The sequence below is a fragment of the Phenylobacterium sp. genome, from assembly GCF_025934275.1.
Lineage (GTDB): Bacteria > Pseudomonadota > Alphaproteobacteria > Caulobacterales > Caulobacteraceae > Phenylobacterium.
In genome coordinates, this window is sequence record NZ_JAICYI010000001.1 from 20484 (window position 1) to 46146 (window position 25663).

The window sequence follows — 25663 nt, forward strand, 5'->3', positions numbered from 1 at the left end:
GGCCCCCGCCGGCGGCCTAGGTGTTCATCGACTGGTAGAACTCGTCGTTGTTTTTCGACTGGCGGAGCTTGTCGAGCAGGAACTCGATCGCATCCTGGGCGCCCATGGGATTGAGGATCCGGCGCAGGATGTAGGTCTTCTGCAGGTGCTCCTTCGGCGTGATCAGCTCCTCCTTGCGGGTGCCGGACTTGAGCACGTCGATGGCCGGGAAGATGCGCTTGTCGGCGACCTTGCGGTCCAGGATGATCTCGGAATTGCCGGTGCCCTTGAACTCCTCGAAGATCACCTCGTCCATCCGGCTGCCGGTGTCGATCAGGGCGGTGGCGATGACGGTCAGCGAGCCGCCCTCCTCGATGTTCCTCGCCGCGCCGAAGAAGCGTTTCGGCCGCTGCAGGGCGTTGGCGTCGACGCCGCCCGTGAGCACCTTGCCGGAGGAGGGGACGACGGTGTTGTAGGCGCGGCCGAGGCGCGTCACGGAATCCAGCAGGATCACCACGTCGCGCTTGTGCTCGACCCGGCGTTTGGCCTTTTCGATAACCATTTCAGCCACTTGCACGTGGCGCGTGGCCGGCTCGTCGAAGGTCGAGGAGATCACCTCGCCCTTCACCGTGCGCTGCATGTCGGTGACTTCCTCGGGCCGCTCGTCGATCAGCAGCACGATCAGGTAGCACTCCGGGTGGTTGGTCTCGATCGACTTGGCGATGTTCTGCAGCATCACCGTCTTGCCGACCCGCGGCGGTGAGGTGATCAGGCAGCGCTGGCCCTTGCCGAGCGGCGCCACGATGTCGATCACCCGGCCCGACCGGTCCTTCAAGGTGGGATCGTCGATCTCCATCTTCAGCCGCTCGTCCGGATAGAGCGGCGTCAGGTTGTCGAACAGCACCTTGTGGCGGACGTTTTCCGGATTCTCGAAGTTGGTCTGGTCGACCTTGACCAGGGCGAAGTAGCGCTCGCCTTCGCGCGGCGCACGGACCGCGCCGTCGACGGAATCGCCGGTCCGAAGGCCGAACTTCCGGATCTGCGAGGGGGAGACGTAGATGTCGTCGGGCCCGGGGAGGTAGTTGGCTTCGGGGCTGCGCAGGAAGCCGAAGCCGTCCTGCACCACCTCGAGCGTGCCGGAGCCCGAGATCTCGACGCCTTCCTCGGCGAGCGTCTTCAGGATCGCGAACATCATGTCCTGCTTGCGCATGGAGTTGGCGTTCTCGATCTCCAGCGTCTCGGCGAAGGCCAGGAGGTCGGCGGGCGACTTGTCCTTCAGCTCCTGCAGGCTCATCCGCGCCAGGCCCATGGCGGCGATCGCCTTGGCGGCCTCGGAGGGCTCCTCTGGGCCGGTGTCGGCCTCTTCGGCCGGAGCCGCGGCGGCCGCGGGCTCCAGGACCTCGGCATTGAACGCCTCGGGCGCTTCGCCGAGCGGGGGTGCGGGATTGTCGTCTTGCATGGGGATTTACTCGGATTCGCGTCCGGGCCGGACGGAGTCCAGGCGCGGACTTCTAGAACGTGTAGGCGCGGGACTTCGCGCCGATGATGTTGTCTCTCTGGGGACCGGTCGGCTCACGCAGCGTCGGAGCGGCCGGGAAAAGGCGGGGCGCGCCCGGTCTCGGGCGCGTGGGGTGATCGGAACCACAGTCGTCGGCGCCGGTCAAGCGTCGCCGGCGCCGCGGCTCAGCCGCCGAACTCGGTGGTGACGGCCAGGACCATGACGACGGCCGCGAGGACTGGCAGCTCGTTGGTCATCCGCCAGAACCTCGCCGACCTGGGCCGCTCGCCGCGGGCGATCTGCTTGCGGGCGCGGGCCAGATAGCCGTGCCAGGCGGACAGGAAGACGATGCCGGCGATCTTGGTCAGCATCCAGGGGGTGAGCAGGAAGCCCCAGCCCAGGCGCTGCGCGCCGTCTACATATATGAGCGCGAAGCCGAAAATGAAGGTGGCGATCATCGCCGGGTTGACGATGATCCGCAGGAGCTTGGCTTCCCACACCTTGAAGTGCGCGTCGAACTCCGAGCCGGGCGGCGCCGTCTCGGTGTGATAGGCGAAGAGCCTGGGCAGGTAGAGCATGCCGGCCATCCAGGCGATGACCGCGATGATGTGCAGCCCTCGCAGCAGGTCGTACCACCTCATGGGACGCCGCCTCCCCCGTCATGGGCCGCCGCGTGGACGCCGCCCGTCTCGGACGATCCCTCGGGCCGGCATGCGCATTTGGCAAGGCCCGCGGGGCAGAGCCAGGGTCCGTAAGGGCCCGGGCCGCCGATCCGCCCCAGGCTGACCAGCACGGCTTCGGCCAGGTCGGCGATGAACGCCGGCCGCACGCCCGGCGTCGGCGTGCGCAGATAGGGCGCGCATCCCGCCTCGGCGGCGACCTTGGCGTAGTCGCGGTCGAGCTCGACGAGCGTCTCGACATGCTCGGAGACGAAGGCGATCGGGGCGACGATCACGCCTTTGCCCTCGGCCCCGGCCTGGCGGATCTCGGCATCGGTCGCCGGCTCCAGCCACCTGAGCGGCCCGACCCGGCTCTGGAAGCAGACCCGCCGGTCCGGCAGCTCGGGCAGCTCGGCGGCGATCGCCGCGGCGGTGGCCTCGACCTGGGCGCGGTAGGGATCGCCGGCCGCGACGACTTTCTGCGGCAGCCCGTGCGCGGAGAACAAGAGCCGCATATTGCTGGGCTTTCCGGCGGTCTTCCAGGTTTCGCGGATGGCCTCGGCGTGAGCGCCGGCGAGGCCCCGCGTCGTGGGATAGCAGCAGATCTCTCGGCTGCGGCCGGGCCCTTTGTAGGCCCGACGCCAGTCCTTCAGCGACGAGGCCGTCGTGGTCGTCGAAAACTGCGGATAGAGCGGCAGCAGCACGATCTCGTCGGGCGCGAAGGCGGCCACCTCGCGCGCCGTCTCCGCCGCCCGCGGCGCCCAGTAGCGCATGGCGATGAACACCTTGGCCTCGAAATCCGGCGCGAGCGCCGCGAGCGTCTCGGCCAGCGCGCGCGCCTGCGCCTCGGTCTCGCTGAGCAGGGGCGAGGCGCCGCCGATCAGCTCGTAGCTGGCGCGGGCGAGCGCCTCACGCCGACGGGAGATGAGCGAGGCCGCGGGCAGCCGCAGCATCGCCGGCAGCGCGATGATCGCGGGGTCCTTGAACAGGTTGTAAAGGAACGGCCGCACCGCCTCGGGCCGGTCCGGCCCGCCGAGGTTGAACAGCACGACCGCGAGTTTCACGAGGAGATGCTCCCCCTCGGGAGGAGCTGCCGGGGAGCGACCGAGGGGGTTGGGACCCGTCGAGGTGGTGGGTCACCCCTCCGGCCCGCTGGGACGCCTCCCCCAGAGCGGGGGAATCTGGGCGCTTTGGCCGTCACGCCGCAGCCTTCGCCGGCTTGCCGGTCACCTGCGCGACGACGCGGCCGATATGCTCGATCGGCGTGTCGGGCAGGACTCCGTGGCCGAGGTTGAACACATAGGGGCCGCCGCCCCACTGCTGGAGGAGCTGCGCCACGCGCGCGTCGAGCGCCGGGCCGCCGGCGCGCAGCAGGAGGTTGTCGAGCGCGCCCTGGATCGTCTTGCCCTGAGCCTGCAGGCGCCGGCCGAGCGCGGCGGGGGCCTGGGTGTCGAGCCCCACGCAGTCCACCGGCGCGGCCTCGGCGTAGATCTCCACCAGCGCGCCGGCGCCGCGCGGAAAGCCAATGAAGGGCGCAGTGACCCCGGCGGCGCGGACCTTCTCGATGATCGCCGTATGCGGCCGGATCACGACGCGCTCGAACACGTCCTCAGCCAGGTTCTCGGCCCAGCTCTCGAAGATCTGCAACGCCTGGGCCCCGGACCTTGCCTGCAGGACCAGGTAACGCGCCGTGGCCTCCACCAGCACATCCAGGAGCGCATCGAGCTCGTCCCGGTGAACGTAGGCGTAGGCGCGGGCGGCCTCACGCTGCGAGCCGCGGCCCTCGATCATGTAGGTGGCGACCGTCCAGGGCCCTCCGGCGAAGCCGATCAGCGCCCGCTCCGGCTCCAGCTCGGCGCGCACGCGCGCGACGGTCTCGCCCACCGGCGAGAGCCGCTCGGTCGAGGCAGCGACCTCGTCCGCCAGCGCCCGGATCGGGGGCAACGGCCCAAGGCGCGGTCCTTCACCGGGTTCAAACCACAGCTCCTGGCCAAGTGCGCGGGGGATCAGAAGGATGTCGGCGAAGATGATGGCGGCGTCGAACGGGAATCGCCGGACCGGCTGCAAGGTGACCTCGGCCGCCATCTCGGGGTTCATCGCCAGGCTGATGAAGTCGCCCGCCCGGGCCCGCAGCTCGCGATATTCCGGCAGGCTACGTCCGGCCTGGCGCATGAACCAGACCGGCGGCCGCTCGAGCGTCTCGCCGGCGAGGGCGCGGAGCAGGCGGGGCGCTTGGGCATTGATCATGGGCGAGCCTTAAAGCGCCTAGGTCGGCCCGGCTCAAGCCCACAGCCCTAAAGCGCCTTCGTTCGCTTCCCTGCTTCCTTCCTTAAGAGTTCGAAAAGGGTAGGGAAAAGAGAAGAAGGGCCTGTCGAGGGCGTGCAAAACCGGTCTGTCCCTGCGACGTTGCGAACCTTGTCCCCAGGTTATCCGAACTCGCAAGCGGCAGGGCGCGCGGTCTGTGGAACGCGGGGAGAACCGTCTTGGGCCTTTCGCCGCCTTAAGGTTTCGTTAATCCTTCGGGGGAGCGCGGCGTCCCGGCGACGAGCGGCGCCCGGCATGTCGAAAAGCCGAGCCGGAGCCTTGCCCCGCCGCGCGGCCGGTGGATTAAGGAAACGTAAACGTCCTGTCTTATCCCGGTCATTCTTTGCCGAGGTCGGCGGCGCCGGGTCAACGGCGATCCATCCCCATCCCAGGGGCGTTTCGCCAAGCGAGGGTCCACAGAACTTGTCCCCAGATTTTTCGGGCTCCCCCGCGACCAACGCCCAAAACAGCCCCGCGCCGCCGCGGCTGGCGACCTACTTCCACATCCACCTCGTGTCGGATTCCACCGGCGAGACGCTGAATGCCATGGCGCGCGCGGTCTGCGCGCGTTTCGACGACGTCCTGCCGATCGAGCACATCTACGCCCTGGTGCGCTCCAAGCGTCAGCTCGATCGGGCGCTGGGCGACATCGAGGAGGCGCCGGGCATCGTCTTCCACACCATTGTCGAGCCGGGGCTGCGCGAGGCGCTGGAGGAAGGCTGCCGCAAGCTGGACATGCCGTGCTTCCCGGCGCTCGACCCACTGGTCTCGGTCCTGTCGCGCTATCTGGGTGCTTCGACGACGACGCGGGTCGGCGCGCATCTGCGGCTCGATAACGACTATTTCAACCGCATGGACGCGCTGAACTATGCGATCGGCCACGACGACGGCCAGGGCGGGCAGGACCTGGACCGCGCCGACGTGGTTCTGGTCGGCGTCTCGCGCACCTCCAAGACTCCGACCTGCATCTACCTGGCGCATCGTGGCGTGCGGGCGGCCAACGTCCCCCTGGTGCCGGGCCGGCCGGCGCCAGATCGCCTCGCGCACCTGAAGAACGCCCTGGTCGTCGGCCTCACCATCTCGCCCGACCGGCTGATCCAGATCCGCCGCAACCGCCTGCTCTCGCTGAAGGAGCAGCGGGAATCCAGCTACATCGACCTGGATGCCGTGCGCGAAGAGATCGTCCACGCCCGCCGGCTCTATGAGCGGCACGGCTGGCCGACCATCGACGTGACCCGCCGTTCGGTGGAGGAAACGGCCGCGGCGATCCTCAACCTGCTGCATGGCGGCCACGGCCAGGTCGAGGTGCTCGGGTGAGCGCGCCCATCGTGCTCGCCTCGAAAAGCCTCGCCCGCCGCGCGGTGCTGGAGGCGGCAGGCGTGCCGATCGAGGTGGCGGGCGCAGCGGTCGACGAGGCGGCGCTGAAAGCCGGGCTGTTGGCCAAGGGCGCGAGCCCGAAGGAGGTCGCGCAGGCGCTGGCGGCGGCGAAGGCCGCTGCGCTCGCCGGGCCCGCCTATGTGGTGGGCGCCGACCAGACGCTGGAGCTCGAGGGGCGGCTCTACGACAAAGTGACCTCGCGCGACGCGGCCCGCGAGCGGCTGAAAATCCTGCGCGGGCGGGCGCACCAGCTGCACTCGGCCGTCGCCGTCGCCCGCGAGGGACGCGTGCTGTGGCGCGAGTTGGAGAGCGCGACGCTCACCATGCGGGACTTCTCCGACGGCTTCCTGGAGGACTACCTCGCCTTGGAGGGCGCGGCGGCGCTGGGTTCGGTCGGCTGCTACCGGCTGGAAGGGCCGGGCGCGCAGCTGTTCGCCGCGATCGAGGGCGACTATTTCGCGATCCTCGGCCTGCCGCTGCTGGGCCTGCTGGAATTCCTGCGCGGGCAGGGGGCGCTGCCGTCATGAGCCAGCGCATCACCGGAGCGACCATCGTCGCCGGCGTAGCGGGCCATCCGGTGCGCCATTCGCTTAGCCCGCTGCTGCACAACGCCTGGCTGGACGCGGCCGGGATCGACGGCGTGTATGCGCCGTTCGCGCCGCCGGCCGACGCCTTCCAGAGATTCGCCGAAGGCCTGCGCGGCGCCGCGGTGCGCGGCCTCAACGTCACCCTGCCGTTCAAGGAGGCGGCGCTGTCGGTCGCCGACCGGGCGACCGAGCGGGCCGTAGCCGCGGAGGCCGCCAACCTGCTGCTGTTCGAGCCGGAGGGGGAGATCATCGCCGACAACACCGACGGCGTGGGCCTGCTCGCCGCCTTCGCCGCCCAGGCGCCGGAGTTCGACCCGCGCTCCGGGCCGGTGGTCATCCTGGGCGCCGGCGGCGCCGCGCGCGGCGCCGCGGCGGCGTTCAAGGCGGCCGGCGCGCCGCAGATCCGGATCGTCAACCGCACGCTCGCCAAGGCCGAGTTCGTCGCCGGCGCGCTGGGCCAGGCGGCCTTCGCCTATTCGCTGGACGAGGCCAAGCGGGCGCTGGACGGGGCCGCGGCGGTGATCAACGCCACCTCGGCCGGCATCTCCAACGGCGGCCGGCTGGAGATCCCGCTCTGGTCGACGCCGAACGAGGCCGTGGTGATGGACATGATCTACACCCCGCTCGACACCGATTTCCTGCAGGAAGCCCGGGCGCTCGGCCGCAAGACGGTGGATGGGCTCGGCATGCTGGTCGGCCAGGCGCGGCCGTCGTTCGAGGCCTTCTACGGGCGGGCGCCGCCGGACGATGTCGACGTGCGGGCGCTCGCCGTCAGGGCGCTGGAGGCGCGCCGATGATCCTGCTGGGCCTTACCGGCTCGATCGGCATGGGCAAGTCGACGACCGCGGCGATGTTCCGCGAAGCCGGCGTGCCCGTCTATGACGCCGACGCCGCCGTGGCGGACCTCTACGTCAGGGGCGGGGCGGCCGTCCGGCCGGTGGGCGAGGCCTTTCCGGGCGTGGTCAAGGACGGCGCTATCGACCGGGAGGCGCTGCGCCAGCGCGTCCTGGGCGACCCCGAGGCGCTGAAGCGGCTGAACGCCATCGTCCATCCGCTGGTCGGCCGCGACCGCGGAAAGTTCTTCGAAGGCGCGCAGGCGATGGGCGCCGACATGGTCGTGCTGGACATCCCGCTGCTGTTCGAGACTGGCGGCCACGCCAATGTCGACGCCGTGGTGGTCGCCTCGGCGCCGCCGGAGATGCAGCGCGAGCGCGTGCTGGCGCGGCCCGGCATGACGCCCGAACGGCTGGACGCCATCCTCGCCCAGCAGACCCCCGACCCCGAGAAGCGGGCGCGCGCCCACTTCGTCGTCGACACTGGCCGGGGCCTGGAGCATGCCCGACTTCAGGTGGGCGAGATCATCGCCATCATGCGCGACCCGCAGCGCCGGCCCTCCCGCGACCGCACGCCGGCTTGATGCTGGCGGCCGAAGCACCGCAGAACTGACCCATGGCGCGCGAGATCGTCCTCGACACCGAGACCACCGGCTTCGAGCCGCAGGCGGGGCACCGGCTGGTTGAGCTCGCCTGCCTGGAGATCGAGGACTTCGTCCCGACCGGGCGCAGCTTCCACACCTACATCGACCCCTGCCGGGACATGCCGGCGGAGGCCGAGCGCGTCCACGGCCTCTCCGCGACGTTCCTGGCCGGCAAGCCGCGCTTCGAGCATTCCGGCGTCGTGGACGCCTTCCTGGAGTTCGTGGGCGAGGCCCCGCTGGTCGCGCACAACGCCGGCTTCGACCGGGCCTTCGTGAACTGGGAGCTGGAGCGGGTCGGCCGCGAGGCGATCCACGAGCGCCGCTGGGTGGACACCCTGGAGCTCGCCAAGCGGCGCTTCCCGGGCATGCACAACTCGCTCGATGCGCTCTGCAAGCGCTTCCGGATCTCGCTGTCGGAGCGGGAGAAGCACGGCGCGCTGGTGGACGCCAAGCTGCTCGCCGCCGTCTACCTGGAGCTGAAGGGCGGTCGCGAGCGGCGGCTCGAGCTCACCTCGACCGCTGCGGTGACGGCGGTCGCGGCGGCGGCCCGCAACGCCTACGGGGCGCGGCCGCGTCCGCTCGCGCTCCGGGCCACGGAGGCGGAGCGCCTGATCCACGCGGCCTTCATCCGCGGCAAGCTGAAGAGCGAGACGCTCTGGGCGCGTTTCGGCCTCTAGCGCCGGGGTCAGGCGTGGCCGACTTCCTGCTCGGCCTGCGCCTTGCGGGTCGTGTAGACGCCGGCGAAGTCGATCGGATCCAGCAGGAACGGCGGAAAACCGCCTTCGGAGGTCACGTCGGCGATCACCCGGCGCGCGAACGGGAAGAGGTAGCGCGGGCACTCGATGAGCAGCACCGGCTCCATGTCCTCGGCCGCGACGCCGCCGATCTGGAACAGCCCGCCGTAGAGCAGCTCGACCACGAACAGGGCCCCGTCCTCGCGCTGGGCGGTGGCGGAGAGTTTCAGGTCCACCTCGTAGAGCCCGTCGTCGCGGCCGCGGGCGTTCATCTCGACGCCGAGGTCGATCTGCGGCTGGGCGGCCCCCGTGCGCAGCGATTCCGGGGCCCGCGGATTCTCGAACGAAAGGTCGCGGATGAACTGGGCGAGGATGCGGATCCCCTCGCCCTCGGCCTGCGACTCAACGCCTTGGCCGGCGACGTCGGTGTCGGTCATGGTTCCGCTTCAAATCCGTGGTGAACCGCGCTCAAAACGCGCGCTCTTGGGCCGGCGGGCTATCACGCACACCTGATCGATGCAACGCCGCCCCTGACGGGGGCGTTCCGAGGGCATATATAGGCGAAAACGACCCTTCGAATCCCCGTCTGCGGAAACCGCGTCCTTGCAAGTCCTCGAGTTGATCATCTTCGCCGGCCTGGCCGGCATCGTGCTCTACCAGCTCTATTCGGTGCTGGGGCGGCGCGTCGGCCGTCAGCCGGAGGATGCGCCCGCGGCGCCGGCCCGCCCGGGCGTCGTGGCCCCCGACCGGCCCGCCCAGCCAGCCGACGAAGGCGTCGCCCTCTCCGGCCTCGCGGCGGTGAAGGCCCGCGACCCCGGGTTCGACCTCAGCCACTTCCTGAACGGCGCCAAGTCGGCCTACCAGATGATCGTCAAGGCCTTCGCCGAAGGGGACCGGGCGACCCTGAAGAACCTCCTGGCCCCGCCGGTGATGGCCAGCTTCGATGCCGTGATCGCCCAGCGTGAATCCGAAGGCCGCACCGAGACGCTCGAGTTCCTGCATCCGCCGCGCGCCGATCTCGACAAGGTCGAGCTCAAGGCGGGCGACCTGGCGCGGATGACGGTGCGCTTCCTGGCGGAATTCCGCTCCCGCTCCAAGGGCCCGGAAGGCGAGGCGGTCGACGACCGCCGCACCGCGGAGCTCTGGACCTTCGAACGCAATCTTAAGAGCCGCGACCCCAACTGGATGCTGGTCCACGTCGACGCCGCGGAGGCTTGAATCCCGTGACATGGCGAGGTGCGGGGGCGGGGATCGCCCTGACGCTCTTGGCTGCGCCCGCTCTGGCGCAAGCGCCGCGCGCGGCGAGCTTCGCCGACCTGCCAGGCTGGGCTTCGGAAGACCACGCCGCGGCCTTCGCGGCCTTCCGTGCGACCTGCGGCGTGGCGCGTGACCCGGCGCTGGCGCGAGCCTGCGAGCGCGCCAGGGCGGCGGGCCCGCTGACGGATGCCGCCGCGCGCTCGTTCTTCGAAGACAGCTTCAGCCTCGATGCGGCGTCCGGCTCCGGCGTGCTGACCGCCTACTTCGCGCCCGAGTACCCGGCGCGGCCGCGCCCCGAGGCCGAGTTCTCCGCCCCCGTGCGGCCGGCGCCCGCGAACTCCGGTCCGCAGCCGGAGCGCGCGACGATCGAGGCCAGCCCCGCACCGGACGCGCTCGCCTGGATGCGCCCCGAGGAGCTGTTCTTCCTGCAGGTGCAGGGCTCCGGCGTGCTCGTCTTCCCCGACGGGCGGCGGATGAAGGCGCTCTACGCGGGCGCCAATGGACGGCCCTATCTCGCGATCGGCGGCCCGATGCGCGCGCGAGGCCTGCTGCCGGGCGAGGTCTCGGCGGGCGCGATCCGCGCCTGGCTCGCGGCCCATCGGGGGCCCGAGGCCGACGCGGTGATGCGGCTCAATCCGCGCTACGGCTATTTCCGCCTGGTCCCGGACGACGGCCGCGCGCCGGCCGGCTCGGCGCATATCCCGCTTCCGGCCGGCCGGGCGGTGGCGGTCGATCTGGCGTTCCACCCGATGGGCGAGCTCCTCTGGATCGACGCCGACAAGCCGGTGCTGCCGGGCGCGAAGCCGGCCTACCGCCGGCTGGTCGTGGCGCTCGACACCGGCGCGGCGATCCGGGGACCGGTGCGCGCCGACCTCTACCTCGGGGAGGGCGATGCCGCCGGCGAGGAGGCCGGCCTGGTGCGCCATGCGCTGCGGCTCTACCGACTTGCGCCGAAATGAAGCGGCCGCTGAAACCCGAGGAGCTGCGGCTGTGGGGTCTGGTGGCCGGGACGGCGCATCCGCTGCCGGGCCGCAGCACTCCCGAGACGCCTTCCCCTCCCCCTCGCGGGGAGGGTCCAGGGGTGCGGGCGCCGGCGCAGGGCCAGGCGGTCAGGCTCGCGAAGGGTGCGAAGCTGGGATCGCCGCCTTCGACGCCTCCGCTCCCAACCCCCTCCCCGCGAGGGGGAGAGGGCTTTCGCGACATCGAGCCGCGCCGCAAGCACCGGATCGCCAAGGCGCGCGACCCGATCGGCGCCCGGCTCGACTTGCATGGCCTGGATCAGGATCGGGCGCGCGCGGCGCTCGAAGCCTTCCTGCGCCGCGCCTGGGACGAGGGATACCGCGCCGTCCTGGTGATCACCGGCAAGGGCGTGACGGGCGACGGGATCCTGCGCCGCCGCACGCCCGAGTGGCTGGCCGCGCCCTATCTCGCCGAAATCGTCGCCGGCGTCTCCGAAGCCCACCGCCGCCACGGCGGCGAAGGCGCGCTCTACGTGGCGCTCAAGCGCAAGCCGCGGGGGTAGCTAGGCGCTGGGGAAGGAACCGCGTCCCGCCTTCTCGTCGAGGCCGCTCGTCCCTTCGCGGGCTTCCAGCTGAGCGGCCACCTCATCCAGGCTGACGCCGGCGGCGGCCAGCACCACCAGCCAGTGGTAGATCAAGTCGGCGCTTTCGGCGGCGAGCGCGGCCCGGTCACCGGAAAGCGCGGCCACCACCGCCTCGACGGCTTCCTCGCCGAGCTTCTTGGCGGCGCGGTCGGGCTGGCCCATCAGCTGGGCGGTGTAGGAGCCGGCGGGATCGGCTCCCTTGCGGCTCTCGATGGTCGCGGACAAGCGCGCGAGGGCCTCGGCGAAGCGGCTCATGCGAAGGACTCCGTTCGGCGAACCGGGATGCCGGCGGCGGCCATCGCGGCCTTGACCTGCGCAATCGAGACCTCGCCGAAGTGGAAGATGGAGGCGGCCAGCACGGCGTCGGCCCCGCCGGTCTTCACCGCATCCACCATGTGCCTGGCGTTCCCCGCGCCGCCCGAGGCGATCACCGGCACGGTCACGGCCGAGGTGACCGCCTTCAGCAGGTCGAGGTCATAGCCGGTCTTGGCGCCGTCACGGTCCATGGAGGTGAGCAGGATCTCGCCGGCCCCACGCGCGACGGCCTCGGCGGCATAGGTCACGACATCGAGGCCGGTCGGCTTGCGCCCGCCGTAGGTGTAGACCTCCCAGCCGTCGTTGCGGCCGCCTGCCCCGGCGCGCGCGCTGCCGTGCTTGGCGTCGATGGCGACCACCGTCGCCTGGCTGCCGAAGGCGTCGGCGCAGGCCGAGATCAGATCGCGGTTCTCAACCGCCGCGGTGTTGATCGAGATCTTGTCGGCGCCCGCGAGCAGCAGCCGCCGAGCGTCTTCCACCGTGCGGATCCCGCCGCCCACGGAGAGCGGCATGAAGCAGACGTCGGCGGCGCGGGCCACCACGTCAAGGATGATCCCACGGTTCTCATGGCTGGCGGTGATGTCGAGGAACATCAACTCGTCGGCGCCGGCGGCGTCGTAGGCGCGGGCCTGCTCGACCGGATCGCCGGCGTCGCGCAGTGAGACGAACTGCACGCCCTTGACCACGCGGCCGTCCTTCACGTCCAGGCAGGGTATGACGCGGACCGACAGCATACCTAGGCCGCCGCCTTCAGGGCTTCGGAGGGCGCGATTGCGCCGTTGTAGAGGGCCCGGCCGAGCACGGCGCCGGCGATCGGCACGCCGGGCCGGCCCTTCAGGCGGACGATGTCCTCCAGGTTCGCGAGGCCGCCGGCGGCGATCACCGGGATGGTGACTCGATCGGCGATCTCGCCGAACGCCTCCACGTGGAAGCCCAAGGTGGTGCCGTCGCGGTCGATGTCGGTGATGATCAAGGCCGAGACGCCGGCGTCCTCGAACCGGCGGGCGACCGAGATGGCGTCGAGGTCGCTGTCCTCCGTCCACCCCTGCACCGCGACCTTGCCGGCGCGGACGTCGACGCTGACGGCGATCTGCTCGGGGAACCGCGCCGCGGCGGCGCGCACCACCTCCGGCTCGCGCACCGCGACGGTGCCCAGGATCACGCGGCTGACCCCCGCCTCGATCCAGCGCTCGATGTCGGCCATGGCGCGCACGCCGCCGCCGAGCTGCACCGGCACCGAGACGGCCTGCAGGATCGCCTCGACGGCGGCGGCGTTGGCCGCGCGCCCCTCGACGGCGCCGTTCAGATCGACCACGTGCAGCCAGTGGAAACCCTGGGCGGCCCAGGTGCGCGCCTGGTCGGCGGGGTCGGGATTGAACACCGTCGCCTGGCCGAGGTCGCCCCGCACCACCCGCACGCACTCGCCGTCCTTCAGGTCGATGGCCGGGTAGAGGATCACGCGCGCCACTCCAGGAATCGCGCCAACAGCGCAAGGCCCGGCTTTTGCGACTTTTCGGGGTGGAACTGAACCCCCGCGATGTTGCCGCGCGCGACCGCCGCAGGAAACCGCCCGCCGTGCTCCACGGACGCGGCCACATCGGCCGGGTCCTCGGGGAAGAACGCGAAGGAGTGGGTGAAGTAGACCGCATCGCCATTGCGGAACGGCGCGAACAGCGGATGGTCGGCGACGTGGGTCAGGGCGTTCCAGCCCATATGCGGGACCTTGATGGCCGGATCGGCCGGGTCGAGCTTGCGGACCTCGCCCTCGATCCAGTCCAGCCCCGGCGTCTCGCCGAATTCCAGGCCGCGCGAGGCCAAGAGCTGCATGCCGACGCAGATGCCGAGGAACGGCGCGCCCCGGCCGCGGACCGCTTGCTCCATGGCCTCGATCACGCCGGGGCGGCCCGCCAGCGCCGACATGCAGGCCGCGAACGCGCCCACGCCCGGCAGCACGATGCGGTCGGCGCGGGCGATCACGTCGGGATCGCAGGTGACCGCGACCTCGGCCCCGCCCTCGGCGACCTTGACGAGGGCCTTCTCGGCCGAGCGCAGATTGCCCGACCCGTAGTCGATCAGGGCGACACGCTGCATCGGGAATGTCCTTACAGCACGCCCTTGGTGGAGGGGGCGTGGCCGAGGCTCTTGGGGTCGAGCTCGACGGCCTGGCGCAGCGCGCGGGCGAGCGCCTTGAAGCCGCTCTCGGCGACGTGGTGCGAATTGACCCCATAGAGGGTCTCCAGGTGCACGCAGGCGCCGGCGTTCATGGCGAACGCGTGGTGGAACTCCTTGAAGAGCTCGGTGTCCATGTCGCCCACCTTGGGCGTCCTGAACTCCACCCTCCAGATCAGGTACGGGCGGTTCGAGAAATCGATGGCGCAGCGGGTCAGCGTCTCGTCCATGGGGATGTAGGCATGGCCGAAGCGGCGGATGCTCGTGAAGCCGTCCAGCGCCTGCCTCACCGCCTGGCCGATGACGATGCCGGTGTCCTCCACCGTGTGGTGCATGTCGATGTGCAGATCGCCCTTGGTCGCGACCTTCAGGTCGAGGCCCCCATGGCGGGCGAAGCTCTCCAGCATGTGGTCGAAGAAGCCGATGCCGGTGGCGACCTCGCACACGCCGGCGCCGTCGAGGTCGACGGCGACGCGGACCTTCGTCTCCTTGGTGTCGCGGGCGATCTCCGCCGTTCGGCTCATAGGCAGCCTTTCGAGGCCGCGAGCTCCCTCAGCGAGACCTGCGGCCTGGGACCATAGTGTGAGATCACCTCCGCCGCGGCGATCGAGCCGAGCCGGCCGCAGACCTGCAGCGGCTTGCCCCTCGCCAGGCCGAACATGAACCCGGCGGCGTATTGGTCGCCCGCGCCGGTCGTGTCCACGACTTTTTCCAGCGGCTCCGCGGCGACGGAGAGCCGCTCGCCGCGGTCGAGGACGACCGAACCCCGCGGGCCGCGCGTCACGGCGGCGAGGCGGACGTGCGGCCGAAGCGCCTCCACGGCGGCCTCGAAGTTGGCGGTCTCGAAGAGCGCGGTGATCTCGCTCTCGTTGGCGAACAGGAGGTCCACCTGGCTCTCGATGAAACCCTTGAGCGCGGCCCGGTGGCGCTCGACCACGAAACCGTCGGACAGCGTAAGCGCGATCATCCTCCCGGCGCCATGCGCCAATCCGGCCGCCTTGGCGAAAGCCCGCCGCGCCGGCTCGGCGTCGAACAGGTAGCCCTCCAGGTAGACGATCCGCGCCGCCTCGATCACCGCCGGGTCCACGTCGTCGTCGGTGAACATCACCGAGGCGCCCAGGTAGGTGCACATGGTCCGTTGGCCGTCGGGGGTGACGTTGATCATCGAGACTGCGGTGGCGGGCCCCTGCTCCAGCGGGGCGTTGGCGTAGTGCGCGCCGATCGCGGCCAGGTCGTGGGCGAACACCCGGCCCAGCTGGTCGTTGGCCACCTTGCCCAGGAAGGCCCCGCGGCCGCCAAGGCTCGCCAGCCCCGCGATGGTGTTGGCCGCCGAGCCGCCGGAGGCCTCGAGGCCCGGCTGCATCTTGGAATAGAGAGCCGCGGATTGCTCGGCGTCCACCAGCATCATCGCGCCCTTGGTGAGCCCGTGCGCGTCCAGGAACTCGTCGGTCGCGGGGCAGATCACGTCGACGATGGCGTTGCCGATCGCGGCCACGTCATGAAGCTCGGGCATCTTCGAGGGGCTTTCCGTTGACTGGCAGGCGACTTAGAGGAATCCGCCGCGCCTCGCCAGCCTGAGCCCCGGAGCGTGAAGTTCCAGCCGTCCGGCAGCGTGGCCCTGTCCACATCCTGCAGCACCATCTGGTCGCCGGCGCCCATGTCGATGACCGTATCGGCGCCGACCTGGGCCACCGTGGAGGTGGCGCCCGCGTCGATCTGGACGCTCAGGCTGTCGTCCGCTTGGCCGCCGCCGACGATCTCCCGACCTATCGAGGCGCGAACAGATGTCGTGAGGGGCAGAGGTCGGCGACGGGACAATCGTCGCACTTCGGCCGGCGCGCCGTGCAGGTGTAGCGGCCGTGCAGGATCAGCCAGTGGTGGGCGCGGGTGAGGTAGGGCTCGGGCACGATGCGCAGCAGATCCTGCTCCACCAGTTCCGGCGTCTTGCCGCTCGACAGCCCCAGCCGGTGGGCGACGCGGAAGACGTGGGTGTCGACGGCGATGGCGGGCTCGACGCCGAGCTCGTTCAGCACCACGGAGGCGGTCTTGCGGCCGACGCCGGGCAAGGCTTGCAGCTTCGTGCGCTCCAGCGGGACCTGGCCGCCATAGTCCTCTACCAGGATGCGGGAGAGCGCGATGACGTTCTTGGCCTTGGTGTTGAAGAGCCCGATGGAGGCGATGAAGGGTTTCAGGCCCGCCTCGCCCAGCGCCAGCATCTTCTGCGGCGTGTCGGCGACCTTGAAGAGCCTCTCCGTCGCCTTGTTCACCGAAACGTCGGTCGCCTGGGCCGAGAGCGCGACGGCTACCACCAGGGTGAATGGGCTCTCGTAGTCAAGCTCGGTGGCCGGATCGCCCTCCTCAGCTTCGAAACGGGCGAAGATCTCACCGACTCGGGCCCGCTCGGCCGGCGACAGCCGCATGCGCGAGGGCTTGTTCCGGGCTCGCTTGCGGGCGGGCTTGGCCATACAGCGCGTGTAACCGACCCGGAGCAAGGCGCCAGCGCTTTCGTGCGTTCCGTGCGTTTCGCGGTTGCTCTATTTTCCAGGCGCGATGAGCGAGCCCGTCTACATGGACGCCGAGATCCGGCCGAACCGGTCGCTGTCCGAGCGCGGCTTCATCGTGCTGATCTCGATCGTGACCGCGGCCAACGTGGCGAGCGCGGCGGTGTTCGTGAAGCTGGGCGCCACCTTCGTGCCGATCTTCCTGGGCGTCGACCTGCTGGCGGTGCTGGTCGCCTTCCTGGTCAGCTTCCAGGCCGGCAAGCGCATCGAACGCGTGCGGGTGACCAGCCGCGACGTCCGGGTCTTACAGGAGACGCCGAAGTGGTCGCGAGTGATCTGGGAGAGCCCGACGGCGTTCACCCGGGTGCGCGTTGAGAAGGACGAGGGCCGCGCAGTGGCCTTGAAGCTGGCGCTCTCGGGCCGCGAGCTCGATGTCGCCGTGGCGCTCAGCCCGCGCGAACGCGCCGAGTTCGCCCAGGCCCTCGAGCGCGCCATCTGGCGCGCCAAGCGCGAGCGGGCGTGACTCCCTAAGATGCTCCCCCAGGGAGAGCTGTCGCGGAGCGGCCGAGGGAGTTTCCGCTCAGAACGCGCAGCCGCGAAACCCCCCGGCCCTCTCGGCCACCTCCCCCTCAAGGGAGGAATCCAGGGCTAAAGGATGAACCTCGACAGGTCGGCGTTCTGGGCGAGCTCGCCGACGCGGACGGCGACGTAGTCGGCGTCGATGGTGAGGGTCTCGCCGGCGCGGTCGGCGGCGGCGAAGCTGATCTCCTCCAGCACCTTCTCGAGCACCGTCTGCAGGCGGCGCGCGCCGATGTTCTCGACCGCCCCGTTGACCTGCACCGCGGCGTCGGCCAGCGCGTCGATCGCCTGCTCGGTGAAGCCCAGCGTCACCCCCTCGGTGGCCAGCAGCGCCTGGTGCTGGCGGATCAGGTTGGCTTCGGGCTCGGTCAGGATGCGGCGGAAATCCTCGCGGGTGAGCGCCTTCAGCTCCACGCGGATCGGCAGACGCCCCTGCAGCTCGGGCAACAGATCCGAGGGCTTGGCGACATGGAAGGCGCCCGAGGCGATGAACAGCATGTAGTCGGTCTTCACCTGGCCGTACTTGGTGGCCACGGTCGTGCCCTCGATCAGCGGCAGCAGGTCGCGCTGCACGCCTTCGCGGGAGACGTCGGCGCCGGCGTGCTCGCGGCTGCCAGCCACCTTGTCGATCTCGTCGATGAACACGATGCCCTGCTGCTCGGCGAGCTCGAGCGCCTCCTGGGTCAGCGCCTCCTGGTCCAGGAGCTTGTCGCTCTCCTCGGCGATCAGCGGCGCCCAGGCGCCGGCGACGGTGGTCTTGTGGGTCTTGGTGCGGCCGCCGAACGCCTTGCCGAGCATGTCGCCGAGGTTCAGCACGCCCATCGCCGCGCCGGGCTGGCCGGGGATCTCCATCATCGGCAGGGCCGGGCCCGAATCGGCGACGGTGAGCTCGACCTCCTTGTCGTCCAGCTCCCCGGCCCGCAGCTTCTTGCGGAACGCGTCGCGGGCGGCGACCGAGCCGGGCCCCGTGAGGGCGTCGAGGATGCGCTCCTCGGCCGCGGCCTCGGCCCGGGCGCGCACCGCGGCGCGGCGCTTCTCGCGGACCATGGCCAGGCTGTTCTCCACCAGGTCGCGTACGATCTGGTCGACGTCGCGGCCGACGTAGCCCACCTCGGTGAACTTGGTGGCCTCGACCTTCAGGAACGGCGCCTGGGCGAGCCGCGCGAGCCGGCGGGCGATCTCGGTCTTGCCCACCCCGGTCGGGCCGATCATCAGGATGTTCTTCGGCGTGACCTCGTCGCGCAGGTCCTCGGGCACATGGCGGCGACGCCAGCGGTTGCGCAGCGCCACGGCCACCGCGCGCTTGGCCTCCGGGTGGCCGACGATGAAACGGTCGAGCTCGGAGACGATCTCGCGGGGAGAGAACTCGGTCATCGCTTCAGACGATTTCCACGACCAGCTCGCGGTTGGTGTAGACGCAGATGTCGGCGGCGATGGCCATGGCCTTGCGGGCGATCGCTTCGGCGTCCAGTTCGCCTTCCAGCAGCGCGCGGGCGGCGGCGAGCGCGAAGTTGCCGCCGGAGCCGATGGCGGCGACCCCGCTCTCCGGCTCCAGCACATCGCCCATGCCGGTGACGGTGTAGATCTCGGTGCGGCTGGCGACGATCAGCATGGCCTCCAGCCGGCGCAGGTAGCGGTCGGTGCGCCAGTCCTTCGCGAGATCGACGCAGGCCCGCGCCAGCTGCTCGGGATACTGCTCGAGCTTGGTCTCCAGGCGCTCGATCAAGGTGAAGGCGTCGGCGGTCGCGCCGGCGAAGCCCGCGACCACCTTGCCGCCGGCCAGGCGGCGCACCTTGCGGGCGTTGCCTTTCACGATCGTCTGGCCCATCGAGACCTGGCCGTCGCCGGCGATCACCGTCTTGTCCGCCTTGCGGACGGCCAGGATGGTGGTGCCATGCCAGGCGGGCGGGGCGGTCGGATCGTTCGCCATGGCGGCGCATGTGGCCAGGGCGAGGTGAGAGGTCAAGCCGGATGGTGTTCACCGACGTCGAGATCGAGCGCTACGCCAGGCACCTCGTGTTGCGCGAGGTGGGCGGTCCCGGCCAGCAGAAGCTGAAGGCGGGCAGCGCGCTGATTGTCGGCGCCGGCGGCCTGGGCTCGCCGGCGGCGCTGTACCTCGCCGCCGCCGGGCTCGGCACCCTGATCCTCGCCGATCCTGACGACGTCGACCTCTCCAACCTGCAGCGGCAGGTGATCTACACCGAGGATGATCTCGGGCGACCCAAGCCGGAGGCGGCGGCCGACCGGCTGGCGGCGCTGAACCCGCACATCTTCGTGGCCGGCTACAACGGCGCGTTCACGGAGGAGACGGCCGAGGAGCTGGTCACCGGCGTCGACGTGGTGCTCGACGGCACCGACGACTTCGCCACCCGCTTTGCGGTGAACGCGGCCTGCGTGCGGATGGGCAAGCCGCTGGTCACGGGCGCCATCGGCCGCTGGACCGGGCAGGCCGGGGTGTTCGCCGGCCGCCCATGCTACCGTTGCCTGGTGCCGGAGATCCCGCCGGAGGCCGAGACCTGCTCGGTGGTGGGCGTGGTGGGAGCGCTCGCCGGCGTCATCGGCTCGCTGATGGCGCTGGAGGCGATCAAGCTGGTCACCGGCGCGGGCGAGCCGCTGACCGGCCGGCTGATGATCTATGATGCGCTGGCCGGCGAGACGCGCACGGTGCGCGTCGCCGCCGACCCGGAATGTCCCGTGTGCGGAGGAGCCTGATGGACCAGGACGCATTCACCGCCGTCGACGCCTACCTCGTCGAGGCGCTGATCGACCGCGACGAGATCCTCGACCAGGCGCTGTCCGACGCGCGCGCCGCCGGGCTGCCGATGATCAACGTCGCCCCCAACCAGGGCAAGCTGCTGGCGATGCTGGCCGAGCTGGTCGGCGCCCGACGGATCCTGGAGATCGGCACGCTGGCCGGCTATTCGGCGATCTGGATGGCGCGGGCGCTGCCGCCGGACGGCCAGCTGGTCACCCTGGAGTACGAGCCGAAGCACGCCGAGGTGGCGCGCCGCAACATCGAGCGCGCCGGCCTGGCCGGGCGCATCGAGATCAGGGTGGGCGCCGCGCTCGAGACCCTGCCGCACCTGAGAGGGCCGTTCGACCTCGTGTTCATCGACGCCGACAAGCCTTCGAACCCCGACTACTTCGAGTGGGCGCTGAAGCTCTCGCGGCCCGGCGGGCTGATCGTGGTCGACAACGTCGTCCGCAGCGGCGGGGTCGCCAACCCGAAGGGTGACGCCTCGGCGCGCGGCACGCGGCGGATGTTCGAGATCATCGCCGCCGAGCCCCGCGTCACCGCCACGGCCGTGCAGACCGTGGGCTCCAAGGGCTGGGACGGGTTCTGCTTGGTGCGGGTGGTCAGATAGTCCCCCCCATTAAGGGAGGGAGTCACAGCATCTGCGGGAGGATGCGGTCGGGGGGCTTGTGGCCGTCCATCCAGGTGCGGATGTTGATGATCACCTTCTCGCCCATGTCGATGCGACCCTCGAGCGTCGCCGAACCCATGTGCGGCAAGAGGACGGCGTTGGGCAGCTTCAGCAGCTTGGCGTTGATGGTCGGCTCGAACTCGAAGACGTCGAGGCCGGCGCCGGCGATCTTGCCCTGCGCCAGCAGGTCGGCCAACGCCTGCTCGTCGATGATCTCGCCGCGGGCGGTGTTGATCACGATGGCGTGCGGCTGCAGCAGCTTCAGCCGGCGGGCGGAGAGCAGGTGGTAGGTCGCCGGCGTATGCGGCGAGTGCACCGAGACGATATCCACCCGGGCCAGCATCTGGTCGAGGCTTTCCCAGTAGGTCGCCTCCAGCTCCTCGGCGATGCGCGAGGAGACGGGCTTGCGGTTGTGGTAGTGGATCTGCAGGCCGAACGCCTTGGCGCGGCGGGCGACCGCCTGCCCGATCCGGCCCATGCCGATGATGCCCAGCCGCTTGCCGGTGACGCGCCGGCCCATCATCCAGGTGGGCGTCCAGCCGGTGAAGGTCCCGGCCTGCACGGCCTGCGCGCCCTCCAGGATGCGGCGCGCTACGGCCATGATCAGCGCCATGGTGAGGTCGGCGGTGTCCTCGGTGAGGACGCCGGGCGTGTTGGTGACCGCGATGCCCTTCGCCAGCGCTGCGGGGATGTCGATGTGGTCGACCCCCACCCCGAAGTTGGCGATCAGCTTCAGCTTCTCGCCGGCCCCGGCGATCAGCTCGGCGTCGATCTTGTCCGTGATGGTCGGGGCAAGCACGTCGGCGCGGGCGAGCGCGTCCGCCAGCCGGGCGCGGGTGAACGGAACGTCGTCCACGTTGAGCTCGGCGTCGAACAGCTCCCGCATCCGGGTCTCGACCGGATCCGGAAGTTTGCGCGTGACGATGACTTTCGGCTTGCGGGCGACCATGGCGGACTTGAAAAGGGGCGTCGGGCTTCGCGCCGCTTGCCGTGGCGCGCTGTGGTTCAAGCACCTCTAGCAAAGGGTCCATGGGCGGCCAAGGCGAGGCTGGTGTGAAGCATCGGGAGTCGCGGCGCCGGCGCGCCGCGCTCGCAGCCGCCGTGCTGACGCTCTTCGGGGCGGCGCAGGCGACAGCTCGGGAGGAGCGCAGCACGCCTTCGGGTCTGCCGGTGCCGCGCTATGTATCGCTGAAGTTCGACCGGGTGAACGCCCGCGCCGGCCCCGGCGACGACCACCGGCTGCTGTTCGTCTACCGCGTAAAGGGGCTGCCGCTGCAGGTCGTGGCGGAGACCTCCGAGTGGCGACGCGTCTGCGATCCCGACGGGGCGCTGGTCTGGGTCCACAAGCGCACCACGGACGGGCGGCGGACCGCGATGAACATCGGGGCGCGGCCGGCCCCGCTCGTGCGGCGGCCGCGTCCCGGCTCGGCCACGGTGGGCTATCTGAACCCGCGCGCGCTCGCCGCGCTCGACCGCTGCGACAGGGGCTGGTGCCGCGTGCACGTGGACGGCGTCTCGGGCTGGGCCCCGGAAGGCGAGCTCTGGGGGACGGCGCCCGCGCCGCAATGCCGTTGAGGGGCTTTGGCCGCTCGTGGTAAGGCCCGCCGCTCACGACGGAAGAGCGCGATGACCGCGGCCAGGGCCAAGGATCACTACACCTACGAGGAGCTGCTCGCTTGCGCCCGCGGCGAGATGTTCGGGCCGGGCAACGCCCAGCTGCCGGCCCCGCCGATGCTGCTGTTCGACCGCATCACTCAGATCAACGACGACGGCGGCGCCCATGGCCTGGGGTACATCGAGGCCGAGTTCGACATCCGGCCGGACCTCTGGTTCTTCGACTGCCATTTCCTGGGCGATCCGGTCATGCCCGGCAGCCTGGGGCTGGATGCGCTCTGGCAGCTGGTCGGCTTCTACCTGGGCTGGATCGGCGGCAAGGGCCGTGGCCGCGCGCTGGGCTGCGGGGCGGTGAAGTTCGCCGGCGAGGTGACGCCGGATAAAAAGAAGGTCGTCTACAAGATCGACATGAAGCGGGTTATCAATAGGCGCCTCGTGCTGGGGATCGGCGACGGTGTCCTGGAAGCCGACGGCGAGCCGTTTTATGTGGCCGAGGACCTGCGCGTGGGCCTCAAGAGCCAACTGGGAACCTAAGACATGCGCCGCGTGGTGGTGACCGGAATCGGGATCGTCTCCTCGATCGGCAACAACGCCAACGAGGTGCTGGCCGCGCTGCGCGAAGCCAGGTCGGGGATCATCGCCGCGCCGGAGTACGCCGAGCTGGGCTTCCGCTGCCAGGTGCACGCCGCGCCGCAGATCGACTGGGAATCGATGATCGACCGCCGCGCCGCGCGGTTCCTGGCCCAGGGCGCGGCCTTCGCGCACATCGCCATGGAGCAGGCGATCGCCGACTCCGGCCTGGGAGAGGCGGAAGTCTCCCACGAACAGACCGGGCTGATCGTCGGCTCCGGCGGGCCCTCCACCCGCTCGATCGTCGAGGCCGCCGAGATCACCAAGACCAAGGGGCCGAAGCGCGTCGGGCCGTTCGCGGTGCCCAAGGCGATGAGCTCGGGCGTCTCGGCGACGCTCGCCACCTGGTTCAAGATCCGCGGCCTCAACTTCTCCATCTCGTCGGCCTGCGCGACCTCCACCCACTGCATCGGCGTCGCCTACGAGCAGATCTCCGCCGGCAAGCAGGACGTGGTCTTCGCCGGCGGCGCGGAGGAGCTCGACTGGACTTTGTCGGTGCTGTTCGACGCGATGGGGGCGATGTCGACGGGCTTCAACGATCGGCCGGCCGTCGCCTCGCGCGCCTACGACAAGGATCGGGACGGTTTCGTGATCGCCGGCGGCGCGGGGATCGTCGTGCTGGAGGAATACGAGCGGGCCAAGGCGCGAGGCGCGAAGATCTACGGCGAGATCGTGGGATATGCGGCGAATTCCGACGGCTTCGACATGGTGGCGCCCTCGGGCGAGGGCGCGGCCCGTTGCATGCGGCTCGCCATGCCGCCCGACGGCCGCAGGATCGACTACCTCAACACCCACGGCACCTCGACGCCGGTCGGCGACGCCAAGGAGATGGAGGCCGTTCGCGCGGTGTTCGGCGGGCGCCCGCCGATGATCTCGTCGACCAAGTCGCTCACCGGCCACAGCCTGGGCGCGGCCGGCGCGCAGGAGGCCATCTACTGCCTCTTGATGCTCAACAACGGCTTCGTCGCCGAGAGCGCTCACATCGAGACCCTCGACCCCGCGTTCGAAGGCCTGCCGATCCTGCGCCGGCGCCACGACGGCGCGATCGAGACGGCGATGTCGAACAGCTTCGGATTCGGCGGAACGAACGGCTGCCTGGTGATGAGCCGGGTCTGACGAGGGCGTTACAGCTTCGCTTCGCCGTAGAGGTCGAGGTGCTGGCGCTCGAGCTCGCTGGCGTAGCGGCGGGTGACATAAGCCTCGCCGACCAGGCCCAGCACGCGGCCCTCTTCGTCGACGACGGCGAGATCCTCAGCTTCGGCGGCGTCGAAGGCGCGCATGATCGCCTCGATGTCCTGCTCGGAGCGGAGCGTCGCGTCCTTGTTGATCGCCAGGTCGAGCACCTTGCCTTCGGGCGGGACGTCGTCGGCGAACGCGGCGGCGGTGAGCACGATGCCGGCGTAGCGGCCGGTCGCATCGATCAGGATCACGCGGGTGGTCGAACCAAGTGGGAAACGGGCGCGGAACTCGGCGACCGTGCCGTCGGCGGCGAAGGTTCGCACGTCGAGCCGCATCATCCGCCCGGCGGTGAGCGAACGCATCCAGCCGACGTCGCGCGCCGAGCGGATGCTCTCGCCGCGAAGGTGCAGCCGCCAGGTGGAGAAGGAGTAGCCGAACCGCTCGCGGACCACCGTCGAGGCGATCAGGGCGGCCGCGAGCGTCGCGGCGGCGACGCCGAAGTCGCGCGTCGATTCGAGCACAAGGAAGCTCATGGTGAGCGGGCCGCCGATGATCGCGACGGCCAGCGCGCCCATGCCGACCAGGGCGGCGTTCTGGGTCGAGAGGTGCTCGGCGAGCGGCGTAAAGGCCAGGAGCTTGGCGTAGATCTGTCCCAGGAGGGTGCCCAGGAACAGGGAGGCGAAGAACAGCCCGCCCCGGAAGCCGAAGCCGAGCGCGGTCATCGAGGCCAGCGTCTTGAGGACGAAGATGGTGGCCAGGAAGCTGATGGTCGCGCCGCCGAACGAGAGGTCGAGGTGCAGCGCGCCGTGTCCGGCCGACATGGTCTGCGGCGACCAGAGCGCGTAGGCCGCAAGCAGGAATCCGCCGATCATCGGACGCAGGTAGCCGGGGAACGGCAGGCTGCGGACCGCCTGATCCACCCGCGCGGTGATGTGCATGATGGCGATGCCGATCATCGCGCAGACCAGACCCAGGCCGCCGTAGAGCATGTAGGCCGCCACGTCGGGCGCGCGTTCGGTCTGGATCTGGATGGAGTAGGGGATGCCGCCCAGCGCCTGGGAGGAGACCACGCTGGCCAGGCACGCCGCGGCCACCGGCGCGATGGCCGAAGGCGTGTAGGAGCCGATGACGATCTCGAAGGCGTAGAAGGCGCCGGTGAGCGGAGCGCCGAACGCAGCTCCGATCGCCGCCCCGGCGCCGGCCCCCACCAGGATGCGCATGTCGTGCCGGCGGAGCTTCAGCTTCCGTCCCAGGAAGGAGGCGGCCGCGCCGCCCGCCTGGGCGTAGGCGGCTTCCAGGCCCACAGAGCCGCCAACCCCGTTGGAGATCAGCGTCTGGCCGCAGACGATCGCCGAATCCACCAGCGGCAGCGCTCCGCCATGCAGGGCGTTGGCCTCGACGACGTCGACCAGCGGCGCGGATCGGCGTCGCGCCACCGCCCAGGAGAGCACGCCCAGCGCCACCCCGCCCGCAGGAAGCCACAGGCTCTCGAGCAGCGTGATCCGCGCGCTGGCCGAAAGGTGCTCCTCGAAGTCGATGTGGTAGATCAGCATCTGCACCGTGTGGGAGATCCGCACCTGCAGCACGGCGAGCCCGCCGGCCATCGCCCCGACCCCGACCGAAAGGACGATCAGCCACAGCTCGCTGACCCTCAGGCGCCGGCGCAGGTCCGCCAGGATGCGGGCGGGCCTTGGGCGGAACACATGGGTGAGGTCGGCCATGGACATCCGGTGCGCCCGGCGCGATTCGGCCGGCGCGGTCCGGCCATATCGCACT

The 25663-nt window shown here is 70.7% G+C and carries 30 protein-coding genes; 14 read left to right on the forward strand and 16 right to left on the reverse strand.

Features of this window, described 5'->3' with window-relative positions:
- Positions 1–16: 16 nt before the first annotated feature.
- The 4 genes from rho to hemE all read right to left on the reverse strand — a co-directional run bounded on the left by rho (position 17) and on the right by hemE (position 4383).
- The gene (gene rho, locus Q0W60_RS00120; RefSeq protein WP_297691302.1) at positions 17–1438 is read right to left on the reverse strand and encodes a transcription termination factor Rho; all 1422 of its coding nucleotides are present in this window, start codon (positions 1436–1438) and stop codon (positions 17–19) included.
- 224 nt (positions 1439–1662) lie between these two features.
- Positions 1663–2118 (reverse strand): CopD family protein, encoded by a 456-nt coding sequence (locus Q0W60_RS00125; protein ID WP_297691304.1) that lies wholly within the window; start codon positions 2116–2118, stop codon positions 1663–1665.
- Positions 2115–3200, reverse strand: a complete 1086-nt coding sequence (gene hemH / locus Q0W60_RS00130) for a ferrochelatase (protein ID WP_297691306.1) — start codon at positions 3198–3200, stop codon at positions 2115–2117. The genes Q0W60_RS00125 and hemH overlap by 4 nt, the downstream gene beginning before the upstream one ends.
- Positions 3201–3333: 133 nt before the next feature.
- A complete protein-coding gene (gene hemE / locus Q0W60_RS00135) occupies positions 3334–4383 on the reverse strand; it encodes a uroporphyrinogen decarboxylase (protein WP_297691308.1) in 1050 nt (349 codons plus the stop codon).
- A 480-nt stretch (positions 4384–4863) separates the two neighbouring features.
- Between hemE and Q0W60_RS00140 the strand changes: the two genes are divergently transcribed.
- Genes Q0W60_RS00140 through dnaQ form a run of 5 tightly spaced genes read left to right on the forward strand, consistent with a single transcriptional unit; the run spans position 4864 to position 8558 of the window.
- A complete protein-coding gene (locus Q0W60_RS00140) occupies positions 4864–5757 on the forward strand; it encodes a pyruvate, water dikinase regulatory protein (protein ID WP_297691310.1) in 894 nt (297 codons plus the stop codon).
- Positions 5754–6344: a Maf family protein gene (locus Q0W60_RS00145; protein ID WP_297691312.1), complete on the forward strand. Its 591-nt coding sequence runs from the start codon at positions 5754–5756 to the stop codon at positions 6342–6344. Before Q0W60_RS00140 ends, Q0W60_RS00145 begins: the two co-directional genes overlap by 4 nt.
- Positions 6341–7201, forward strand: coding sequence for a shikimate dehydrogenase (gene aroE, locus Q0W60_RS00150; RefSeq protein ID WP_297691314.1), 861 nt, complete (start codon positions 6341–6343; stop codon positions 7199–7201). Before Q0W60_RS00145 ends, aroE begins: the two co-directional genes overlap by 4 nt.
- Positions 7198–7821, forward strand: a complete 624-nt coding sequence (gene coaE / locus Q0W60_RS00155) for a dephospho-CoA kinase (protein ID WP_297691317.1) — start codon at positions 7198–7200, stop codon at positions 7819–7821. Before aroE ends, coaE begins: the two co-directional genes overlap by 4 nt.
- Before the next feature lie 32 nt (positions 7822–7853).
- Positions 7854–8558: a DNA polymerase III subunit epsilon gene (dnaQ, locus tag Q0W60_RS00160; protein WP_297691319.1), complete on the forward strand. Its 705-nt coding sequence runs from the start codon at positions 7854–7856 to the stop codon at positions 8556–8558.
- Between the two features lie 8 nt (positions 8559–8566).
- On the opposite strand, the gene secB is transcribed toward dnaQ, so the two are convergent.
- Positions 8567–9052 carry a protein-export chaperone SecB gene (gene secB, locus Q0W60_RS00165; RefSeq protein WP_297691321.1) on the reverse strand — a complete coding sequence of 162 codons (486 nt, stop codon included), beginning with the start codon at positions 9050–9052 and terminating at the stop codon, positions 8567–8569.
- 166 nt (positions 9053–9218) lie between these two features.
- Between secB and timA the strand changes: the two genes are divergently transcribed.
- Genes timA through Q0W60_RS00180 form a run of 3 tightly spaced genes read left to right on the forward strand, consistent with a single transcriptional unit; the run spans position 9219 to position 11394 of the window.
- Positions 9219–9833 (forward strand): TIM44-related membrane protein TimA, encoded by a 615-nt coding sequence (gene timA / locus Q0W60_RS00170; RefSeq protein ID WP_297691323.1) that lies wholly within the window; start codon positions 9219–9221, stop codon positions 9831–9833.
- A gap of 5 nt (positions 9834–9838) precedes the next feature.
- Entirely contained in the window at positions 9839–10831 is a 993-nt protein-coding gene (locus Q0W60_RS00175; RefSeq protein ID WP_297691325.1) for an MltA domain-containing protein, read from the forward strand.
- The gene (locus tag Q0W60_RS00180; RefSeq protein ID WP_297691327.1) at positions 10828–11394 is read left to right on the forward strand and encodes a Smr/MutS family protein; all 567 of its coding nucleotides are present in this window, start codon (positions 10828–10830) and stop codon (positions 11392–11394) included. The genes Q0W60_RS00175 and Q0W60_RS00180 overlap by 4 nt, the downstream gene beginning before the upstream one ends.
- Here the strand turns inward: Q0W60_RS00180 and Q0W60_RS00185 are convergent, their stop codons facing one another.
- The 7 genes from Q0W60_RS00185 to nth form a co-directional block, all read right to left on the reverse strand.
- The gene (locus tag Q0W60_RS00185; RefSeq protein WP_297691329.1) at positions 11395–11730 is read right to left on the reverse strand and encodes a phosphoribosyl-ATP diphosphatase; all 336 of its coding nucleotides are present in this window, start codon (positions 11728–11730) and stop codon (positions 11395–11397) included.
- Positions 11727–12524, reverse strand: coding sequence for an imidazole glycerol phosphate synthase subunit HisF (hisF, locus tag Q0W60_RS00190; RefSeq protein ID WP_297691331.1), 798 nt, complete (start codon positions 12522–12524; stop codon positions 11727–11729). Before hisF ends, Q0W60_RS00185 begins: the two co-directional genes overlap by 4 nt.
- Positions 12525–12526: 2 nt before the next feature.
- Complete coding sequence (gene hisA, locus Q0W60_RS00195) at positions 12527–13249, reverse strand: 1-(5-phosphoribosyl)-5-[(5-phosphoribosylamino)methylideneamino]imidazole-4-carboxamide isomerase (RefSeq protein ID WP_297691333.1); 723 nt, start codon at positions 13247–13249, stop codon at positions 12527–12529.
- Positions 13246–13881, reverse strand: a complete 636-nt coding sequence (gene hisH / locus Q0W60_RS00200; protein WP_297691335.1) for an imidazole glycerol phosphate synthase subunit HisH — start codon at positions 13879–13881, stop codon at positions 13246–13248. The genes hisA and hisH overlap by 4 nt, the downstream gene beginning before the upstream one ends.
- Positions 13882–13892: 11 nt before the next feature.
- Positions 13893–14483, reverse strand: coding sequence for an imidazoleglycerol-phosphate dehydratase HisB (gene hisB / locus Q0W60_RS00205; protein WP_297691337.1), 591 nt, complete (start codon positions 14481–14483; stop codon positions 13893–13895).
- Positions 14480–15472 carry an adenosine kinase gene (locus Q0W60_RS00210; protein WP_297691339.1) on the reverse strand — a complete coding sequence of 331 codons (993 nt, stop codon included), beginning with the start codon at positions 15470–15472 and terminating at the stop codon, positions 14480–14482. The genes hisB and Q0W60_RS00210 overlap by 4 nt, the downstream gene beginning before the upstream one ends.
- Before the next feature lie 253 nt (positions 15473–15725).
- The gene (gene nth / locus Q0W60_RS00215) at positions 15726–16424 is read right to left on the reverse strand and encodes an endonuclease III (RefSeq protein ID WP_297691341.1); all 699 of its coding nucleotides are present in this window, start codon (positions 16422–16424) and stop codon (positions 15726–15728) included.
- Between the two features lie 85 nt (positions 16425–16509).
- On the opposite strand from nth, the gene Q0W60_RS00220 reads away from it, so the two are divergent.
- Positions 16510–16983 carry a DUF2244 domain-containing protein gene (locus tag Q0W60_RS00220; RefSeq protein ID WP_297691343.1) on the forward strand — a complete coding sequence of 158 codons (474 nt, stop codon included), beginning with the start codon at positions 16510–16512 and terminating at the stop codon, positions 16981–16983.
- Positions 16984–17108: 125 nt separating this feature from the next.
- Here Q0W60_RS00220 and hslU read toward each other — a convergent pair whose 3' ends face one another.
- Together hslU and hslV are read right to left on the reverse strand one after the other, a co-directional pair.
- Positions 17109–18413, reverse strand: coding sequence for an ATP-dependent protease ATPase subunit HslU (gene hslU, locus Q0W60_RS00225; RefSeq protein ID WP_297691345.1), 1305 nt, complete (start codon positions 18411–18413; stop codon positions 17109–17111).
- A gap of 4 nt (positions 18414–18417) precedes the next feature.
- Positions 18418–18969, reverse strand: a complete 552-nt coding sequence (gene hslV, locus Q0W60_RS00230; protein ID WP_297691347.1) for an ATP-dependent protease subunit HslV — start codon at positions 18967–18969, stop codon at positions 18418–18420.
- 41 nt (positions 18970–19010) lie between these two features.
- On the opposite strand from hslV, the gene Q0W60_RS00235 reads away from it, so the two are divergent.
- Together Q0W60_RS00235 and Q0W60_RS00240 are read left to right on the forward strand one after the other, a co-directional pair.
- The gene (locus Q0W60_RS00235; protein WP_297691349.1) at positions 19011–19751 is read left to right on the forward strand and encodes a HesA/MoeB/ThiF family protein; all 741 of its coding nucleotides are present in this window, start codon (positions 19011–19013) and stop codon (positions 19749–19751) included.
- Positions 19751–20404 (forward strand): O-methyltransferase, encoded by a 654-nt coding sequence (locus tag Q0W60_RS00240; protein WP_297691352.1) that lies wholly within the window; start codon positions 19751–19753, stop codon positions 20402–20404. Before Q0W60_RS00235 ends, Q0W60_RS00240 begins: the two co-directional genes overlap by 1 nt.
- Before the next feature lie 22 nt (positions 20405–20426).
- Here the strand turns inward: Q0W60_RS00240 and Q0W60_RS00245 are convergent, their stop codons facing one another.
- The gene (locus tag Q0W60_RS00245; protein WP_297691354.1) at positions 20427–21413 is read right to left on the reverse strand and encodes a D-glycerate dehydrogenase; all 987 of its coding nucleotides are present in this window, start codon (positions 21411–21413) and stop codon (positions 20427–20429) included.
- An 80-nt stretch (positions 21414–21493) separates the two neighbouring features.
- Here Q0W60_RS00245 and Q0W60_RS00250 point away from each other — a divergent pair, with 80 nt between their 5' ends.
- The 3 genes from Q0W60_RS00250 to fabB are packed head-to-tail and all read left to right on the forward strand — an operon-like array spanning position 21494 to position 23824.
- The gene (locus tag Q0W60_RS00250; RefSeq protein ID WP_297691356.1) at positions 21494–22039 is read left to right on the forward strand and encodes an SH3 domain-containing protein; all 546 of its coding nucleotides are present in this window, start codon (positions 21494–21496) and stop codon (positions 22037–22039) included.
- 51 nt (positions 22040–22090) lie between these two features.
- Positions 22091–22612, forward strand: a complete 522-nt coding sequence (gene fabA, locus Q0W60_RS00255; protein ID WP_297691358.1) for a 3-hydroxyacyl-[acyl-carrier-protein] dehydratase FabA — start codon at positions 22091–22093, stop codon at positions 22610–22612.
- Between the two features lie 3 nt (positions 22613–22615).
- Positions 22616–23824, forward strand: coding sequence for a beta-ketoacyl-ACP synthase I (gene fabB / locus Q0W60_RS00260; protein ID WP_297691360.1), 1209 nt, complete (start codon positions 22616–22618; stop codon positions 23822–23824).
- A gap of 8 nt (positions 23825–23832) precedes the next feature.
- Here the strand turns inward: fabB and Q0W60_RS00265 are convergent, their stop codons facing one another.
- Positions 23833–25614 carry a chloride channel protein gene (locus tag Q0W60_RS00265; protein WP_297691362.1) on the reverse strand — a complete coding sequence of 594 codons (1782 nt, stop codon included), beginning with the start codon at positions 25612–25614 and terminating at the stop codon, positions 23833–23835.
- Between the last annotated feature and the right edge of the window lie 49 nt (positions 25615–25663).